The sequence below is a fragment of the Tatumella sp. UBA2305 genome (genome assembly GCF_002345795.1).
Taxonomy (GTDB): domain Bacteria; phylum Pseudomonadota; class Gammaproteobacteria; order Enterobacterales; family Enterobacteriaceae; genus Tatumella; species Tatumella morbirosei.
In genome coordinates, this window is sequence record NZ_DDVT01000015.1 from 121,740 (window position 1) to 138,341 (window position 16,602).

The 16,602-nt window shown below is 50.5% G+C and carries 17 protein-coding genes; 8 read left to right on the top strand and 9 right to left on the bottom strand.

Features of this window, described 5'->3' with window-relative positions; all coding sequences use genetic code 11:
* Window positions 1–3: 3 nt before the first annotated feature.
* Window positions 4–321 (bottom strand): hypothetical protein, encoded by a 318-nt coding sequence (locus B3Z23_RS06910; RefSeq protein WP_294904705.1) that lies wholly within the window; start codon window positions 319–321, stop codon window positions 4–6.
* A 313-nt stretch (window positions 322–634) separates the two neighbouring features.
* On the opposite strand from B3Z23_RS06910, the gene B3Z23_RS06915 reads away from it, so the two are divergent.
* From B3Z23_RS06915 to B3Z23_RS06925, 3 genes are read left to right on the top strand one after another with little or no spacing between them, the layout of a single operon-like run.
* A complete protein-coding gene (locus B3Z23_RS06915) occupies window positions 635–958 on the top strand; it encodes an antibiotic biosynthesis monooxygenase family protein (protein ID WP_294904707.1) in 324 nt (107 codons plus the stop codon).
* Complete coding sequence (locus B3Z23_RS06920; RefSeq protein ID WP_294904710.1) at window positions 951–1,334, top strand: amino acid-binding protein; 384 nt, start codon at window positions 951–953, stop codon at window positions 1,332–1,334. The genes B3Z23_RS06915 and B3Z23_RS06920 overlap by 8 nt, the downstream gene beginning before the upstream one ends.
* Window positions 1,334–2,047 (top strand): ArsR/SmtB family transcription factor, encoded by a 714-nt coding sequence (locus tag B3Z23_RS06925; protein WP_294904713.1) that lies wholly within the window; start codon window positions 1,334–1,336, stop codon window positions 2,045–2,047. The genes B3Z23_RS06920 and B3Z23_RS06925 overlap by 1 nt, the downstream gene beginning before the upstream one ends.
* Window positions 2,048–2,133: 86 nt before the next feature.
* Here the strand turns inward: B3Z23_RS06925 and B3Z23_RS06930 are convergent, their stop codons facing one another.
* From B3Z23_RS06930 to B3Z23_RS06950, 5 genes are all read right to left on the bottom strand, one after another.
* Window positions 2,134–3,042: a LysR substrate-binding domain-containing protein gene (locus tag B3Z23_RS06930; protein WP_294904716.1), complete on the bottom strand. Its 909-nt coding sequence runs from the start codon at window positions 3,040–3,042 to the stop codon at window positions 2,134–2,136.
* A 301-nt stretch (window positions 3,043–3,343) separates the two neighbouring features.
* The gene (locus tag B3Z23_RS06935) at window positions 3,344–4,780 is read right to left on the bottom strand and encodes a CoA transferase (RefSeq protein ID WP_294904718.1); all 1,437 of its coding nucleotides are present in this window, start codon (window positions 4,778–4,780) and stop codon (window positions 3,344–3,346) included.
* 45 nt (window positions 4,781–4,825) lie between these two features.
* Window positions 4,826–6,397: a sodium:solute symporter family transporter gene (locus B3Z23_RS06940; RefSeq protein WP_294904721.1), complete on the bottom strand. Its 1,572-nt coding sequence runs from the start codon at window positions 6,395–6,397 to the stop codon at window positions 4,826–4,828.
* A gap of 1 nt (window position 6,398) precedes the next feature.
* The gene (locus tag B3Z23_RS06945; RefSeq protein WP_038021074.1) at window positions 6,399–6,650 is read right to left on the bottom strand and encodes a DUF485 domain-containing protein; all 252 of its coding nucleotides are present in this window, start codon (window positions 6,648–6,650) and stop codon (window positions 6,399–6,401) included.
* Window positions 6,651–7,240: 590 nt separating this feature from the next.
* Entirely contained in the window at window positions 7,241–7,615 is a 375-nt protein-coding gene (locus B3Z23_RS06950) for a hypothetical protein (RefSeq protein ID WP_038021072.1), read from the bottom strand.
* A 115-nt stretch (window positions 7,616–7,730) separates the two neighbouring features.
* Between B3Z23_RS06950 and B3Z23_RS06955 the strand changes: the two genes are divergently transcribed.
* From B3Z23_RS06955 to B3Z23_RS06970, 4 genes are all read left to right on the top strand, one after another.
* Window positions 7,731–8,135 carry an Rrf2 family transcriptional regulator gene (locus B3Z23_RS06955; protein ID WP_038021070.1) on the top strand — a complete coding sequence of 135 codons (405 nt, stop codon included), beginning with the start codon at window positions 7,731–7,733 and terminating at the stop codon, window positions 8,133–8,135.
* 179 nt (window positions 8,136–8,314) lie between these two features.
* Window positions 8,315–9,469 (top strand): MFS transporter, encoded by a 1,155-nt coding sequence (locus B3Z23_RS06960; protein WP_294904730.1) that lies wholly within the window; start codon window positions 8,315–8,317, stop codon window positions 9,467–9,469.
* 498 nt (window positions 9,470–9,967) lie between these two features.
* Complete coding sequence (locus B3Z23_RS06965; RefSeq protein ID WP_294904733.1) at window positions 9,968–10,225, top strand: AbrB/MazE/SpoVT family DNA-binding domain-containing protein; 258 nt, start codon at window positions 9,968–9,970, stop codon at window positions 10,223–10,225.
* Window positions 10,226–10,558, top strand: coding sequence for a type II toxin-antitoxin system PemK/MazF family toxin (locus B3Z23_RS06970; RefSeq protein WP_294904735.1), 333 nt, complete (start codon window positions 10,226–10,228; stop codon window positions 10,556–10,558).
* Window positions 10,559–10,823: 265 nt separating this feature from the next.
* On the opposite strand, the gene B3Z23_RS06975 is transcribed toward B3Z23_RS06970, so the two are convergent.
* Window positions 10,824–11,684, bottom strand: coding sequence for an SDR family oxidoreductase (locus tag B3Z23_RS06975; RefSeq protein WP_294904738.1), 861 nt, complete (start codon window positions 11,682–11,684; stop codon window positions 10,824–10,826).
* 316 nt (window positions 11,685–12,000) lie between these two features.
* Between B3Z23_RS06975 and B3Z23_RS06980 the strand changes: the two genes are divergently transcribed.
* Entirely contained in the window at window positions 12,001–12,921 is a 921-nt protein-coding gene (locus B3Z23_RS06980; protein ID WP_294904741.1) for an AraC family transcriptional regulator, read from the top strand.
* A gap of 1,159 nt (window positions 12,922–14,080) precedes the next feature.
* Here the strand turns inward: B3Z23_RS06980 and B3Z23_RS06985 are convergent.
* Together B3Z23_RS06985 and B3Z23_RS06990 are read right to left on the bottom strand one after the other, a co-directional pair.
* On the bottom strand, window positions 14,081–15,049 hold the full coding sequence (locus tag B3Z23_RS06985) for an ornithine cyclodeaminase family protein (protein ID WP_294904743.1): 969 nt from the start codon (window positions 15,047–15,049) through the stop codon (window positions 14,081–14,083).
* A 34-nt stretch (window positions 15,050–15,083) separates the two neighbouring features.
* Window positions 15,084–16,595: an amino acid ABC transporter permease/ATP-binding protein gene (locus B3Z23_RS06990; RefSeq protein WP_294907628.1), complete on the bottom strand. Its 1,512-nt coding sequence runs from the start codon at window positions 16,593–16,595 to the stop codon at window positions 15,084–15,086.
* Window positions 16,596–16,602 lie beyond the last annotated feature (7 nt).

A 16,602-nucleotide genomic window follows, 5' to 3' on the forward strand; every position in this document is an offset into this window, starting at 1 on the left:
GAATCACCCTCCTGATTCCATTCCCCCTGTTTTTTTAAGCTTGCCGTCAGGGTAAAACATCTGATAATTCCCCGTCATATTATCGCTGGCCAGCAGGTCCGCAGCATGGGGATTTTTGAGGGTTGCCTGAATATAGGGCTGATTATTGGGGTAGCGCAGGGTGAATTTACCGTTGGCGGGAACCGGCCAGTCCAGTAACCAGGCGGTTGCTTCGCCGTTTATAGCCGGTTGAAATTCACTGTTAATCTTTCGGGTTTCCGCCATGACGGCCGGCGACAGCAGGGCGGCAGACAACAGGTATATTGCAGGCTTGAAGATCATAGGGTTCCGTAATTATTTTGAAATTCTGTTTAGCGTTTTACATTTGGTTCCATCCTGTCTTATCAGGGGAAATATATCAACCTGATGAATTACCGATAAATTCTGATTTTAATCCCATCATTAACCCGGCATAACTATTGGATATGCAGGTCATGCATTCATTTCCATCGTAAATAAACCTGACCTGCATCAGTGCGATATTTCCGGAAGATACGGTGATCCTGGCAGCACTCATGTTCCATATTTCGTTGCGTAACGAAGCATCAGAAGTCAGTGCTGGCAGAATAGTGTCTTCAGAAAACAGGAGACAACTATGATTGCTGTATTATTCGAAGCCGATGCACGACCGGAACATCAGCAACGTTATTTTCAGCTGGCGGCCGGGCTCAGATCGGAGCTGGATAATGTTCAGGGCTTTATTGCGATTGAGCGCTTTCAGAGCCTGACGAATCCCGGCAAAATTCTTTCCCTGTCATGGTGGGAGAATGAACAGGCGGTACGGGAATGGAAGTGTAATTTGCGGCATCAGGCTGCACAGAGCGAAGGAAGAGAAACTATATTCTCCCGTTACCACATTAAAGTGGCTACTGTAGTTCGTGAGTATTCCTCTGTCGGGAGTGGAGCCGAAAATGTATGACATCTGGGTAGTTCTGGCGAATCAGCCCGCTGAACTGGCACGACTGGGGCAACGGTTGGGCCAGGAGAATATTGGTCTCGAAGGTGGCGGGGTGTTTACGGTGGGTGAGGAATGCCATGCTCATTTTCTGGTGGAAGAGGGTGAGCGGGCCGCACAGGTGCTCCGCAATGCAGGTTTACAGGTGAAACAGGTAAAGGCTCCACTTATCAGAAAGCTGAGCCAGACAAGGTGTGGAGAACTAGGTGAAATCGCTGCGGTTTTGGCCGGTCATCATATTAATATCCTGACTCAATACAGTGATCACTGTAATCACCTGATTCTGATGACGGACAATGATAAACTCGCGGCGCAAGTCACTACCCGTTGGAGTCTGTAATGAGCACAAAAAATTCACAGGCGTCTGCGTTAGCAGAGGTTGAAAATCCGCTGCTGCGGCCTGTGTCGGAAATTGCTGCCGCCATGGCTGACCCTTCACGGGTCAGCATGTTGTGTGCGCTAATGGATGGCAGGGCGTGGACTGCCACCGAACTCAGTGTGGTGGCCGGTATTGCCCCTTCAACTGCCAGTGCGCACCTGGCCAGACTGCAGCAAAACAGACTGATCAGTTGTCTGTCTCAGGGCCGTCATCGTTACTACCGCTTGTCGGGGGAAGAAGTAGCGGCTGTGCTGGAGTCCCTGATGGGGCTGTCAGTGAACCCGCAAAAAACAGCATCTGTCCGGACTCCGGCACACTTACGCCATGCACGTACCTGTTACGATCATCTGGCCGGTGAAGTGGCTGTTGCCATTTACGATGTGATGCTGGCTGAACAATGGATCCTCCCTGAAAGTGAATGTTTATCTCTGCCGGGTAAAGAGAAATTTCTGCTAATGGGGATAAGCGACATCCCAAAGCTCAGACGTAAAGCCGCTTGTGCTTGTCTGGACTGGAGTGAACGACGCTTTCACCTGGGGGGAAATGCCGGAGCTCAGTTGCTGACGATTATGTTGCAAAATCAGTGGATAACCCGGCAGCCAGGTTACCGGGAAGTCACTTTTACTCCACAGGGAAAAAGGGCAGTGAAACGTTTTTTTGGTGTGACAATGTAGTGGTCCGGGGTATCTGTACCTGTGCATAGTCAGACCACACGGCAGACGGTCTCTGGTTCTTCTGAAGAACCATCGGCTGAATGATATCAGGTGGCAACCGTAATGCTTTTCCCGGGCTGTCCGGCCAGGCTGTGGTCTTTAACACATCGAACAAATCGTTTGAGCGCGGTGGTTGGTTGCACATCATTCCGGGTTATAAACAGGGTGGGAACCCGGGAGATGGCGGGGATCACTTCATGAACCTGTAATCTTTCTGCGAGTCCGGATTTCTCAACCACCGAGTGGGGCAACAGAGTGATGCCCACTCCGGCACTGATACATCCCAGCATGCCATCCAGCGAGCCGAACTCCATGCGCTTGAATGACGGGTGGCCCAGCCAGGTCAGATACTGTTCCAGCCTTTGTCGGTAGGCGCAGCCTTGTTTAAACATCAGTGCGGTAATACCCCGCGGGTTATCTTTCAGTTGTTGCGGATCACGTATTCCGGTGGCAGTCACCAGTACCAGTTCCTCGCTGAACACCGGTGTCGCTGCGAGTAACGGATGATCTACCGGTCCGGCCACAAATGCCCCGTCAGCCTCACAGCTGAGAACTTTATCGATAAGAAAAGCGGTGGCATCAATGGTCATTGCCAGTTGAACATCCCGATAACAATCATGAAAGCTGGCCAGAATATCCGGCAGACGGACTGCCAGCGTGGTTTCCATCGAACCAATAGTGATAGTCCCGCTCGCTTCCCCTTCATCTCTGGTCACCCGAGAGGCTTCTTCCAGCATAGCCAGCGTGCGTTGTGCATAGGGTAACAGGCGGTTGCCGGCACGGGTCAGTGTCACCCCACGACTATGGCGTTCCAGCAGAGGTAAACCGATAAATTCTTCCAGTGACCGGATTCTGCTGGTGACATTGGACTGAACTGTATTAAGTTCTTTGGCGGCGGCAGTAATGCTGGCGCATCGGGCCACGGCAGAGAACGTCAGTAAATCACAGGTTTTCATCAGGAACTCCCATCTCGTTTCTACCTCGTTAGGGTACGTTGCCATCATCAATTAAGATGTCAGAAAACTAAGCAAGATTCAGGCCAGTCGAACAGTTGAAGGTAATATACTCAATATTAAGAGAATTAAATCCGACTCATCGCCAGGGCTGTCCCGGGGTGCCTGTGCTGTAAGCGCTATTGCACCATCAGGAGAGTACTCCCGCTATCTGAGGAATACGGGTTCACCGCGGGTCGGCGGGTAATACTGACTCCGGCAGGCCCCGGCAGGAGTGACTTGCCGGTCGGGTTGTTCATCCGGTTTACCAGACCGGTGGATGGCTGCCTAATGCCGGCGTGGTTCCCCGCCACTGACAAGGTGTTTCAGACATCCGCAGCACCGGTCCCAGTGTTTTAAGGTCGCCATAACAGGTGCCTTCATCACACACTGCCCACTGTTCAAATTCCGCGGCGGACAGACGTCCCGGGGCATGCCGGAAATTATCCAGTAACCCCTGACGTTGCAACAACATGGCAGACTGGCAGAGAGAGACCTGCACCCGATAACTGCCCCCCTCGCGGGCACGACGTGCCAGCGCCACCAGACCGCCAAAGGTCGCCAGGAAGCCGGTCAGAAAATCACAGGTAAATACCGGCATCAGTCGGGGAGAACCGTTACCGTGATGGAGTCCCTCGGTATGGCAAATTCCTGTGACCGCCTGGGCGACCTGATCCCAGCCGGCGCGGGATGCAAACGGTCCTCCTGATCCAAAGCAGTTAATCGCAATATGAATCAGCCCGGGGCGTAAATTCATCAGCTCATCTACGCCAAAACCATGCGCTTCGAGTCGTCCGGGACGGTAGCCATCAATAAATATATCAGCATCTCTGACCAGCTGTTTCAGTTGCCCGGCTTGCTGTGGATTATCCATATCCAGGAAACAGCTGCGTTTACCGTGGCTGGTATCACGGACAAAGGCGGGGACCTGCGGCAGATGAGGGGCGGTGACCATTAATACATCCGCGCCATGTTCAGCAAAACCGATTCCTGCGGTCGGTCCGGCCAGAATCCGTGTCAGATCTAACACCTTAATCCCTGAGGCCGGAAGCTCCCCGTCAGGGAGCGGCTGCGGTTCACCTTCCGCTATTTTGGTGATTTCCACCACCGGACGAGCTGCGAGATACTGGCCATGTGGGTGATTCAGCCACTCTTCAGGACTGCGAACTTTGCCGCCGCAGGCCATGGCATCGGCAATCGTCTGTTCAAGCTGATCTGACTGCCAGCGACGGACCCCCTGACTGACGGAGGACGGCGTGCTACTGCATTGCAAAATATCGAGAATTCTTTTTTCGAGATGGGGGAGATTGGTATGAGGCAACAGCCAGCGATCATCGGCGGTTTGCCAGGGCTGGGTAAGCGATACCATGTGTTTCATAGCCTCAGAAACGACAATCGGCCTGAATATGCCGTCATCGCCGCGTCGCTGTGTCATGTCTCCGCCCGCCAGCGAGGTTGCCGCCGCCGCACGCATATCGATACTGATTTTTTGCCGTCTGCCAGTTTTCAGTTGCCACAGATCATTGGCCGCCACACCCCGGGCTGCGAGTAATGCTGCTGCGGTTTCGCCGACCTTAAACGGAGTGTTAAATAAGTTATCCTGGCCGGTAACCTGAACTTCGCCTTTTGTCAGCGGGGTTCCCTCCCTGATGGCCATCAGTTCGGCAAAAGCCCCGGACTGTTCAGTAAAATTTTCCAGCATGGTGAGTGACTCCATAATAGCATGATGAATAAACCGGTGAATAAATCAGACAGTGTTATCGGCTGTGAAACTGGCAAGACTTTTCCTGCCTGCCAGTGAAACGGCGATACACACCATAAACGCCAGCGGGACGGTAACAATGGCAGGAGGGTCGATAGCAAATAGTGGCGTGCTGTGGCCAAGAACCTTTACCCAGACGGAGGGGCCGGCAATGGTCAATACCAGTGATGACACTAATCCGCATCCACCTCCCCACAACGCACCACGGGCAGTGAGTGAACGCCAATAAATAGCCAGAAGGAGTACCGGGAAGGTGGAGGAACAGGAGAGTGAAAATGCCAGGCTTATCATGTAGGCAATATTTTGCCCTTTAAACAGGATAGCAAGCAGTACAGCCAGTCCCCCCAGGACGATGACCGATCCCCGCATGATTTTTACTTCGCTGGCATCACTGACGCTGCCTGTCTGGCTGAGAGTGCCGTAAATATCATGGCTAACCGCCGATGCCCCTGACAGTGTTAACCCCGCGACCACCGCCAGAATGGTGGCGAAAGCCACTGCCGCCAGAAAGCCGAACAGGGGTTGTCCGCCAAGCAATGCTGCAAGTTGTAGTACGGCGGTATTACCGCCCACGCTGGCAGAAGGCAGACTATGAGCACGAAGCAGATACAGCGCACCAAAACCGATGATAAATATCATCAGATAAAATCCGTTCATAAACAGGGTGGCCCATAACACCGAGCTGCGTGCAGATTTGGCGTCTGGCACCGTGAAGAATCGCATCAGTACATGTGGCAGGCCAGCAGTGCCGAGCATTAATGCAATACTCAGTGAAAATGCTGACCACGGGTCTTTCGCGGGAGAAACAGGGATAAGGACCTGCTGGCCAGCCGGGTGAACACTGACCGCACCTTTCAGTAGTTCACTAAAACTGTATCCTGTCATTCTTAGTACCAGAAAGCAGAGCAGCAGGCAGCTGAACATCATTAATACGGCTTTGATCATCTGAACCCAGGTGGTCGCCATCATGCCGCCAAACATAACGTACAGCACCATTAATACCCCCACCAGGGCGACGGCCCGGGTATAGTGGATGCCGAACATGACTTCAATGAGTTGCCCTGCACCTACCATCTGGGCAATCAGGTACAACAGCACAATGGCCAGAGAGGCAAAGGCTGAGAAAATACGGATGCCTTTCCCCGGTAACCGGGCACAGACCACATCGGTAAAGGTATATTGACCCAGCCTGCGCATTTTGGCAGCCATCAGAAAGACCACGATTGGCAGTCCGGTGGTGTAACCGATGGCATAAAACAGGCCATCAAAGCCACGGGAGAATACCAGAGCCGTCAGCCCCAGTAAGGCCCCGGCGGACATCGCATCTCCGGCAATGGCTAAACCGTTCTGAAAACCGGTAATTTTCCCTCCGGCACTGTAAAAATCACTCGCGGTTTTGGTCCGGCGGGCCGCCCGCCAGGTGATAACCAGCGTCATCAGAATGACGGCGATAAAGAATAAAATAGCTAACCCGCCGGAGGCTGGTGAGGTTCCGGTCGATGCCAGTACCGGTGTACAAACAGCACTTAGCAGAGCGATGAGTAACAGCCTGATCATCTTAGTATTCCTCATGCTGGTTGGCTATCACCACATACAGCGTGGTGAGGATGATTCCACTGAGAATAACCACAGCTCCCAGCACAAAAGACACGGGAATCTGCGTCTGCATAAAGTTCTTCTGCAATGCCTCTGTGTTAAAAACGCACAGCTTAATAAAGGTAAAAAAAATAATAATTTGTACAGCGCTGAACAGGATGCCTGGCGTTGTATCATTCCGGGGTTTATGACTGACTTTCACTGAACGGCTCATACCATCTGTCTCCTCATTAGCAGAGTAAAAGCGGGTCTTTCCTGAGGGTGACGACAACTCACGGGGTGCTACCAGAGGAAAATCATCACTTATGAGAAAACTGTAAAAGTCTGCCGGTATCACGGGTAGCGATTTGTTCTGATGTCTGTCATCTGAATTTATGATGGCTGGCGGGTATTGCACTGCGGACAGTGCATGACGCACCTGTGTGGGATCTCTGAAGATTCATTCTGGTGCATTTTGTGATTCAGTACGGAAAAAAAGATGAGACAATGCCCTGAATATTTTTTAAGTAACTCAATGAGTTAAACTGTATTTAATAAGAGAGGGTGGGGTAGTCCGCCTCGCCGGACCGGGCCCACAGAGGGTTCTCCCGATATCCCAATATCTAAATGATTCTGGCTTTTATATGTCAATTTAGAATAAAAACTAATAAGGATGTAGAACCCCGGCCTCCGGAGAAACTCACCGACAATGTCTGATCAAGAGCGTTGACGGATGACTATTCAGTGAAAGCATTGTTCACCCTAAGCCCCCGGGCCAGAGGCCTGTAACATAACTCCTGCCGGTGTGTCCGGCAGGCATAGAGGTTAATTCGCAGATTTATTTTTCAGGTCTATTTCTTCACTGGCTTTAGCTATCGCAATGCGTACCACCTGAAGGATGATACCGCTACACACAACAGCAAGCACAACGGTAAAGAAGGCCGTGACCACTAAATCCACCAGAGTATTACCGGAGATCACCACCACCGGCCGATAGATAGCGATACCCGCGAATACCACCCAGTGACTAAAACAATAAAAACAACTGAACAGATGTCCTGCCATAGGATGTTTTGTCGCGGCCCACTGACGCAACGGACGAAACATTTCCTGTTGGGTGACCGAAACAGCCATACAGGCGGATACCATGGCAATGACCAGGCATAACCAGAGATTTTGTAGCAGATTTTCAGACAGCATAACCGATACCTTCGTTGAGTACTTCATGTAATAATATAAGGTACATGAAAGTAACTAACTCATGCAACTAATAAAGTTACAATATTAACCCGCATTAACTGATCCGGAGTGAAGAATGCGTAAAGATCACCGGCTTTCCAGAGCCTTACATATCCTGATTCATATGGAAAAAATCACTGAAGCCGTGACATCAGAGCAAATTGCACTGATGATAAAAACCAATCCGGTCGTAGTGAGAAGGCTGTTTCAGGGATTACGCGAGGCCGGACTGATTCGATCTGAAAAAGGCCACGGCGGCGGATGGACTCTGGAAAAACCCTTACAGGAAATCACCCTGTTACAGGTGTTTTTAGCGATTGGCAGTAACGAGATGTTTACGGTGGGATGGGCTAACGAACATCAGGATTGCCGGATAGAACAAGCGGTTAATCAGCAACTTGAGCAAACTCTGGAGGCGGCACAGATGCTGATTGTTGAGCGTTTTGCCGAACTCACTCTTGACCGGTTGGTACCGCAATAATAGCAAGTATTGCAGAGGGGAGGAGCCCTTCATCCCGCCCGGTCAAACTTCAGCGGAAAAGTGTCTTTGATTACCGGCAGGAAAGGGAAGGTTATCATACTGAATAACCAGGCTATTATTTTAGTTTCTGGCTGGAAATTTATACTTATTCAGCCGTTAAGGCGGTTAGCGGAGGGTTAATGCAGGACGCAGGTCTATCTCAGGAAGTGAATACTGTTGCACGTAGAGTATCGACACGGGCAGTGTTTTTTATTGCAGGCTTTGCAATGGGGGTCTGGGCGCCGTTAGTCCCTTATGCTCAACAGCGGTTACAACTTGATGCTGGTTCACTGGGGCTACTGTTACTTTGCCTGGGCACTGGTTCACTGATCACAATGTTGTTTTCGGGTAAGCTCACCAGCCGCTTTGGCTGTCGGGCTATGGTTATCGCGGGCGCTCTGATGGCCTGTCTGGCTTTGCCGCTGCTGGCTACCACAGAGTCTCTGTCCTTAATGATTGCCAGCTTGTTACTGTTCGGCGCCGGAGTGGGACTGACCGATGTGACAGTGAATATTCAGGGGACTCTGGTTGAGCAACAGAGTGAAGTTCCTCTGATGTCTGGATTCCATGGTTTATTCAGTGTGGGTGGAATAGCCGGAGCTGCGGGAGGAAGTCTGGTACTGGGGGCGGGCATGTCGCCTCTGTTGATGGTATTCTCCGCGGTGACGTTAATGCTACTGACCATGATACTGAGCCTCCCACATTTATTACCTTTTGCCTCTCACCAGCAACAACAGCATTCTGTTTTTCGCCTGAATCTTCGGCTTATCCTGATGGCGGGAATGTGTATGCTATGTTTTCTGGCAGAGGGTGCCATGCTGGACTGGAGTGGGATCTGGCTCACCGAACAACGCGGGCTGGCGATTGAACATGCAGGCTGGGGCTATGCGGTGTTTGGGGGGGCGATGGCGTTGATGCGACTCACTGGTGATCGGCTGGTCAGCCGGCTGGGGCGAAAAAAACTCCTGATTCTCAGTGGTGTTTTTGCGGCGGCAGGTTATGCACTGGCGGTATTGCTGCCAGGCATTGCATCCTCGCTGGGGGGATTTATTCTGGTGGGGATAGGTGCGGCTAATGTCGCGCCGGTGATGACTACCCTGGCGGGAAAAGAGCAGGTGATGCCATCAAATATGTCGGTAGCTTTTGTCGCCACGGTCGGTTATCTCGGTATTCTGATGGGCCCGGCGGTGTTGGGTTTTATTGCGCATGGTTATGGGCTGGCGATGGCGTTTACCTGCATGTCATTATCGTTGCTGCTGGTGGCGGCAGGGGCACTAAAACTCGATTACCGGTAATGATGGGCAGGGCTGGCTGCCAGAACGGACTATCGCCGGGAGCCAGGTCTGTTTGCCGGAAGTTTTTTTCGCCGGCCAGCAGGCTTATCCTGTCAGTCACCTCCAAACATAGCATGACCTTCCAGGCGCTTAGTGTTTGCCATATCACATATTTTCCGTCAGTGAATCACAAATTCCAGACTCTCTCTTAAGCAACGCCGCAATTCAAACTTCTTCGTGAAATTAATGCTGTTCATCCGCAGAGGGTTGTATTGCAATGTCGTTGCTTTCCCATGACAACAGTCCTGGCGGACATAAATAATTGATGGTATGGCCGACGGGAAGATGGAGCATTCACCAGGCGCTGTAGTCCTTTTGCTGACTACTATCTTGAGAATTACGCCGGCATTTGCCGTTAACCAATATCGTAATGTTACGGAGGGCCTTATGCAGTTGGTTAAGAATTGCACTTCGGGTGGTTCGGATGTTATATTAAAATATAATATCCGGAGATCTTTTATGCATACCACACGTCTCAAAAAAGTCGGCGGTTCAGTCATGCTGTCAGTTCCGCCAGCTTTGCTGAAAGCCCTGGGGCTGTCAGCAGACAGCAAAGTCGGGATTACCATTGAAAATGGTTGCCTGGTTATTGCACCACAGAAAAAGCAACATTATACACTCGAAGAGTTGTTGGCACAGTGTGACCCTCACGCTGAAGGCGTTATGCCAGACAGCCAATGGATTGACGGAACTCCTGCTGGCAAGGAGATTTTGTAGATGGAGAGAGGTGAAATATGGCTGGTATGCCTTGACCCCACAGAGGGGCATGAGCAGCGCGGCCAGCGGCCGGTATTGGTCGTTTCCTCCACGGCATTTAACCACTTTACGCGTCTTCCGGTTGTTCTGCCCGTGACCCGGGGTGGAAACTATGCCCGGGTGGCCGGTTTTACTGTGTCTCTTGAGGGCGCTGGCACACTCACGACCGGGGTGATCCGTTGCGATCAGCCCAGAACCATTGATATAAGCGCACGTCACGGAAAACTGCTGGAAAAAGCCCCTGAGTCTATCGTCAACGAAGTACTGGCCCGGCTGGAAACCATTATGAGCTGATAAGGTCTGTCCACGAAACTGCATTAGCACGACAGACCACAGCGTTATCATTCAGATTCCGGGCGGGCAGACAAATTTTAAACAGTCATCATATTTTCCGTTGCAGGGAGCATTAATCGTGCTTACCGAAGGTTTGTCGGCTTACTGTAAAAATTAAACAGACTTAATCTGTTATAAGTTATGCCGGTAAACACTCCGGTTACAGGCGCAAAGTATTGCGAGAAAAACTTACCGAATTCAGTTCAGGTGCATCCGGATTTCATGCTTAGAGCCACACAAAATCTGTGGCGTCTGACGCACTTCTCCAGACATCAAGGTCCTGACTCACTGCATGCATTTTTTGTTCAGCAAGAGAGTTGGCAATCTTACCTGCAAAAAGATGTACGGGTGGGGCGTCAGCACTGGCCGTCTGCAGTATCAGAGACGCGACTTTATCAGGATTGCCTGCCTGTTTGCCGTCCAGACCGTTCAGATGGAGGTCCAGCGAGGCCTGAGCTTCGGTATAGTCAGCGATCGTGCGGCGGGCGACGACCAGCGTCTCCTTCGACAGGAACCCGGTGCGCACCGGCCCGGGATAGACCACGGTGGCTCTGATATTCAGTTCGGCCAGTTCGGCCGCCAGGGTTTCGGTCAGACCGGCCAGTGCGAATTTACTGGCGACATAGCTTCCCCATCCCGCGTAACCGCCCTGAAAGCCCACGATCGACGCCACGTTGAAGATATGGCCGCTGCGCCGCGTACGCATGTGCGGCAGGGCATGGCGCAGTACATGCAGGGGAGCAAATACGTTAACATCGAAATTGCGGCGTAATTCGCTGTCAGTTAATGCTTCAATGGTACCCTGCTGGCCGTAGCCTGCATTGTTAACCACACAGTCAATGCGCCCGAAGGCGGCAATGGTGCTGTCGATGGCTTTTTGAACGCTGACTTCGTTCACCAGGTCCACCTCCAGCGTCAGCAGCCGCGCGTTATCGTCGCCGAATTCCTGTCGCAGACTGGTCAGACTGCGGGAGGTTGCGGCTACGGCATCGCCTCGCGCCAGTAACTGTCGTGCCAGCGAAAGACCAATACCACGAGCCGCGCCGGTGATAAACCAGATTTTTGCAGGGGAGGTTATTTGTTGCATTGATGAAGACTCCTGTTGTTGAAAAATGAACTGTATCACTGAATGGTGACACGCACGCCACTGTCGGGCCATAACCACTGCGCCAACCATGTAACTGGCCCTGTCCGACGCCATAAAGACTGTTTCTCCTTGCATGTCACCGGGCTGGAGAGGGTATGTCGTGGCAATATTTAACTGACAGGAATCATAAAGAGAGAGCACATCCGCTGACAGACCTGACACTCTTGCATCATTGCCTAATCCTATTTCCCTTATTGATTTTTATGCATGCAGGAGGTGAAAATATAAGCATTAAGTTAATTAGCAGGTCTGATGTATGTCACAAAGATTACCTTCAGGATCTCAACAGTCCGAAATGGCGGCTATGATTTGCCAGCTCGCCCCCCATGAAGGTCATACCCTTACGTTGCTGGATGGCGTGCGTCTGATGCGAGCTGACGGAGCGCTGGGGAGAACCCCGGTATTGTACGAACCGGGCATTGTTATTGTCTGTCAGGGGCATAAAAGAGGTTACCTCGCCGATAAGATTTATCACTACGACCCATTACACTACCTGGTGCTTTCAGTACCTCTGCCATTTTCAACCGAGACAGATGCCAGTCCGGAAGAACCTTTGCTTGCCGTGTCCATTCGTCTGGATATGACGGCGGTGGCAGACCTGGTGATGACTATCGATCACCATGACAATGCTCCTTCAGGTTCACCTGTTGGTATTGTCTCAACCCCCCTCGATGACACGCTGGCAGATACGACAGTTCGTCTATTGAAGGTATTATTTTCACCAATTGAGGCCAGAATTCTGGGGCCCGGGATTGTTCGGGAGCTGATTTTTCGTGTTTTGCTGGGTGACCGGGGCGGAGCTATTCGTGCTGCGTTGGCCTGTCATGGTAACTTTGGTCGTATCGCGCGAACGTTACGGCGTATCCATCTCGAGTATACCCAGCCACTGGATGTGGCCTCGCTTGCGCAGGAAGCTGGTCTAAGTGTTCCTGCTTTTCATGTGCATTTTAAAGCTGTGGCGGCGACTTCTCCCATCCAGTACATCAAGTCTGTGCGTCTACATCAGGCGCGACTGATGATGATTCGGGACAACGTTACTGCAGCGGGCGTAGCTGCGCGGGTCGGCTACGAAAGTGCGTCGCAGTTCAATCGGGAGTTCAAAAGATTATTTGGTCGTAGTCCCGGAGAGGAGGCGCGTACAATGCGCACAGCATTCGCACTAATGGAACCTGTGTAACCCGAAGCGGCAGCACAGGCACATTAATCTGCAACTGTCGGTATCCTGTGCAAATGTTCAATGTAGACCGGACTGCGGCGCCAGGAGGCACATGACGATAATGGGGTTATCGTCATGTGCCGATGGATTTCGTTGGTGAAAAAAATTTTAGCAACAGCTGCTATCACATCGACATCCACTATCAGAGTCAATATGGGGCACTTCATTATTGAGCTCACCTGAGTACTGCCAAACCACCGGACTTTCCTGAGGACGAGGAAAAATAAAATGCCCTGGAAACAATCAATAGTTAGTGTGTTGTCGCAGGATCAGAGCCAGATAAAGATCGTAAGGCGGTATAAAAGCAAAAAGCCCGCTTAAGTTTCCTTAAGCGGGCTTTTTTAATTTGGCTCCTCTGACTGGGATCGCCTTTGCCAGTAACTGGCTAATAAGTAAGCTAAACCTCGCTCATCCTCTTGTCAAGACCGCCAAAATGACCACCATTCTGGATTACAGTCAGGGCTGACATGAAACGTTTACTATCTAAACCTAAACTCTGGATTTTATATGGCTGCGTTTCACAGACGTAATTTTGCCTATGACAGGCTTTTCTCTTGTTACTGGCTGGTTAAGCTCATAGAGCTACATATCCAAGGACAATACGGCTAACACTTGCCCCAACACGCTGAATATAGTTAAGTGCATATTCATACCTTAGCTTTGCGATAATTTTCGCATCCTTATGATTAATATTGATTTTTATATCATCGAGTTCGGGTTGAAGTTCTAACAAAGAAAGTCTTCCGTTTTCAATAATGCCACCATGTTGTGCAACAAAAGTTCTCCAATCTATTTTTTGGACCGCAGGATTACTGGAATCCTCTTTAGGAGGTTTTACTCCTGGTCCTAATATCTTCCCTTCATGCTCTACATAGCAATAAGATCCACTATTGATGTGGCGGTGAGTTAATTTATAGAGACCTGTTACAGGATAAAGTCTTATGGCGGTGAAGGTGTAAGCATCCCTGCTTCAACGCAAATATGGTATGTCTCTGTTACAGGAAAGCTTTGTCTGGTGTTATGCTAAAAAAACGGTGTAATGCTGACAGACAGTTATGTAAGTCCGTCCTCAATGACAGACTATCTGCAGGCTGTACTCCACAGAGTAAAACGCCAGGCTCTAAGATCTCTTAAGATTATCCAGGGCCAGCAAGGCAATTGCCGTGTCCTGTACGCCTAGTCCAGTCAGGTCGGCTATAGTGATATCTTCTTCGCTGGTTCTTCCCAAACTCAAGCCGGTAATCACATCTCCAATTTCAACTACGGGGTAATCATCAGGAATCGCTCCGGCCTTGAGTGCCATATTTAGTTCGGATAACGCCCTGCATTGTTGTGCGCTGTCAGCAATATAGCGATCTGCCTTAGCCAAAACATCAGGGAAAAGCTCGGATTTCCCAGGCGAATCCGCCCCCATTGCAGTGATATGTTGTCCCGCGCTGAGCCACTCTGGTCGGATAATCGGTTCTCTTGCAGGGGTGGTGGTTACGATAATATCCATCTCCCTTACAGCCTGCTCTGCGTTGAGCGTCGGTTGAACTTTGATACCCAACTGCTCAGACATTTTCTGGCAGAACTGCTCAGTTTTTACCATGTCGGGCGACCATATTCTTACCTCTTCTATGGGGCGCACTGCCAGCAGGGCGGCAAGCTGCAATCCTGCCTGTTTACCAGCACCAATAATGCCTGCGCAGGCGCTACTGGCACGAGAAAGATGCTTTGCCGCAACGGCCCCGGCAGCCTGCGTGCGTAACGCTGTAAGATAACCATTATCCAGCAAAATAGAATCTACCTGTCCAGTCTGACTCTGGCAAATCAACATCAAACCACTGCTGTTAGGCAGGCCTGACAAATGATTATCGTGCCAGGTACTTGCGAGTTTCACGACGAAGTGTGATGCGCCTGCAACATATGCTGATTTAACGCAGGTCTGTCCATGAAAGGCTTCGACATTGATTTGCATCACGGGTGGCATAATCACTGTGCTGCCACCCGCCAGTGAAGCAAAAGCAGCTTCAATGGCTTCAATTGCACGGGTATCAAAGCTGACAGCATCTGTAATCTGCTGGGTGGAAATAATGTTCGGCTGCATAAGGTATGTTTATCCTGGTGAAATGTGAAAAATATTATTCAGCAGACTGCTGCAGAAAACCTGCAATACGAGGGTTGAGATGACTGAACAGTGTTTCAGGTGGGGAATCCGCGACAAGACAACCGTCTTCCATAAAGATAATCCGGTCAGATATTCTTCTGGCGAAGCGCATTTCATGTGTGACAATCAACATGGTCATCCCTTCTCTTGCCAGCTCTTCGATGGCGCGTAAAACTTCGTTGACCATTTCCGGGTCGAGTGCAGAGGTCGGTTCGTCAAATAACATTACGCGAGGTTCCATGACCACCGCACGGGCAATAGCGACACGTTGTTGTTGCCCACCGGAAAGCTGATGGGGATATTTATGTGCATGTTGCTGCATACCTACTTTTTTTAACGCGTCCAGCGCCTTAACTTTGGCCTCTTTGCCACTTGCCTTACCGTGATAGGTCAACGCCAGCGTCACATTTTTCAGTACGCTCATGTGAGGAAACAGATTGAAGCTCTGGAAAACCATACCGATGTCTGTAATTCTATTTTCGAAATCTACCGCCAGTTTGTAATCGCTGTTATGCGCACCAATCCACTCGCGGTTATCAAATAAAATCACGCCATCATCAATATCCTGAAGCCCATTAATCGTTCGGATTAATGTGGTTTTACCCGAGCCAGAAGGACCGATGACCGATATAACTTCACCCTGACGAATACGGAAACTTACGCCTTTGAGGACTTTTCGGCCATCAAAAATTTTCGTGATACTTTCCATTGCAATAACCACTGGGTTTTTATCTGAAGGTGGCTGGCGTGGAGATAAGGGAGGATTGAAGGGCGTTGCTTCAACAGCATCGTCACTGGACGTGTTATTACGAACTTTTGTGACATCCAGCCAACGTTCAAGCTGATGCACTAATATATTAAAGATACTCACAATCAAGACATAGAACACAGCCACCACGACCAGGGTTTCGATAACCTTAAAATTCTGTGTATAAAGTCTCTGACCCACCAGCAGAATTTCATTTAGGGAAATCACCGAGACCAACGAGGTTAATTTTACGATGGTTATGAATTCATTTGACAAACTCGGCAGCGCGATGCGAAATGCCTGAGGAACGATAATCAGGCGCATCCGACCCCAGAAGCCAAACCCCAGCGCTTTGCCTGCCTCATGTTGCCCTCGCGGAACTCCGAGTAATCCACCGCGATGGATTTCAGCAATATAAGCCGATTCACTGGCAATGAGGGCGACTAACCCTGCTATAAAAGGGTTAGATAAAAAAGAGGTGGTGGCGGGAAATAACTGTGGAAGATTATAGACAAAAATCAGTAATACCAGCAGCGGCAAGCTGCGGAAAAACCAAATATAACCATACGCAGCTGCCCGGACATAACTTTTCCGGGCGTCTTTACACAGCGCAATACCCAGACCGAGAAACAACCCAGCTCCCCAGGTCAGTACAGAGAGAAGCACCACGGTTACGCTGGCTTTCCAGAAGTCTGTATCGCTAAAGAGGCTACATACATAGTGCCAGTCAAAATTAATCATTGTG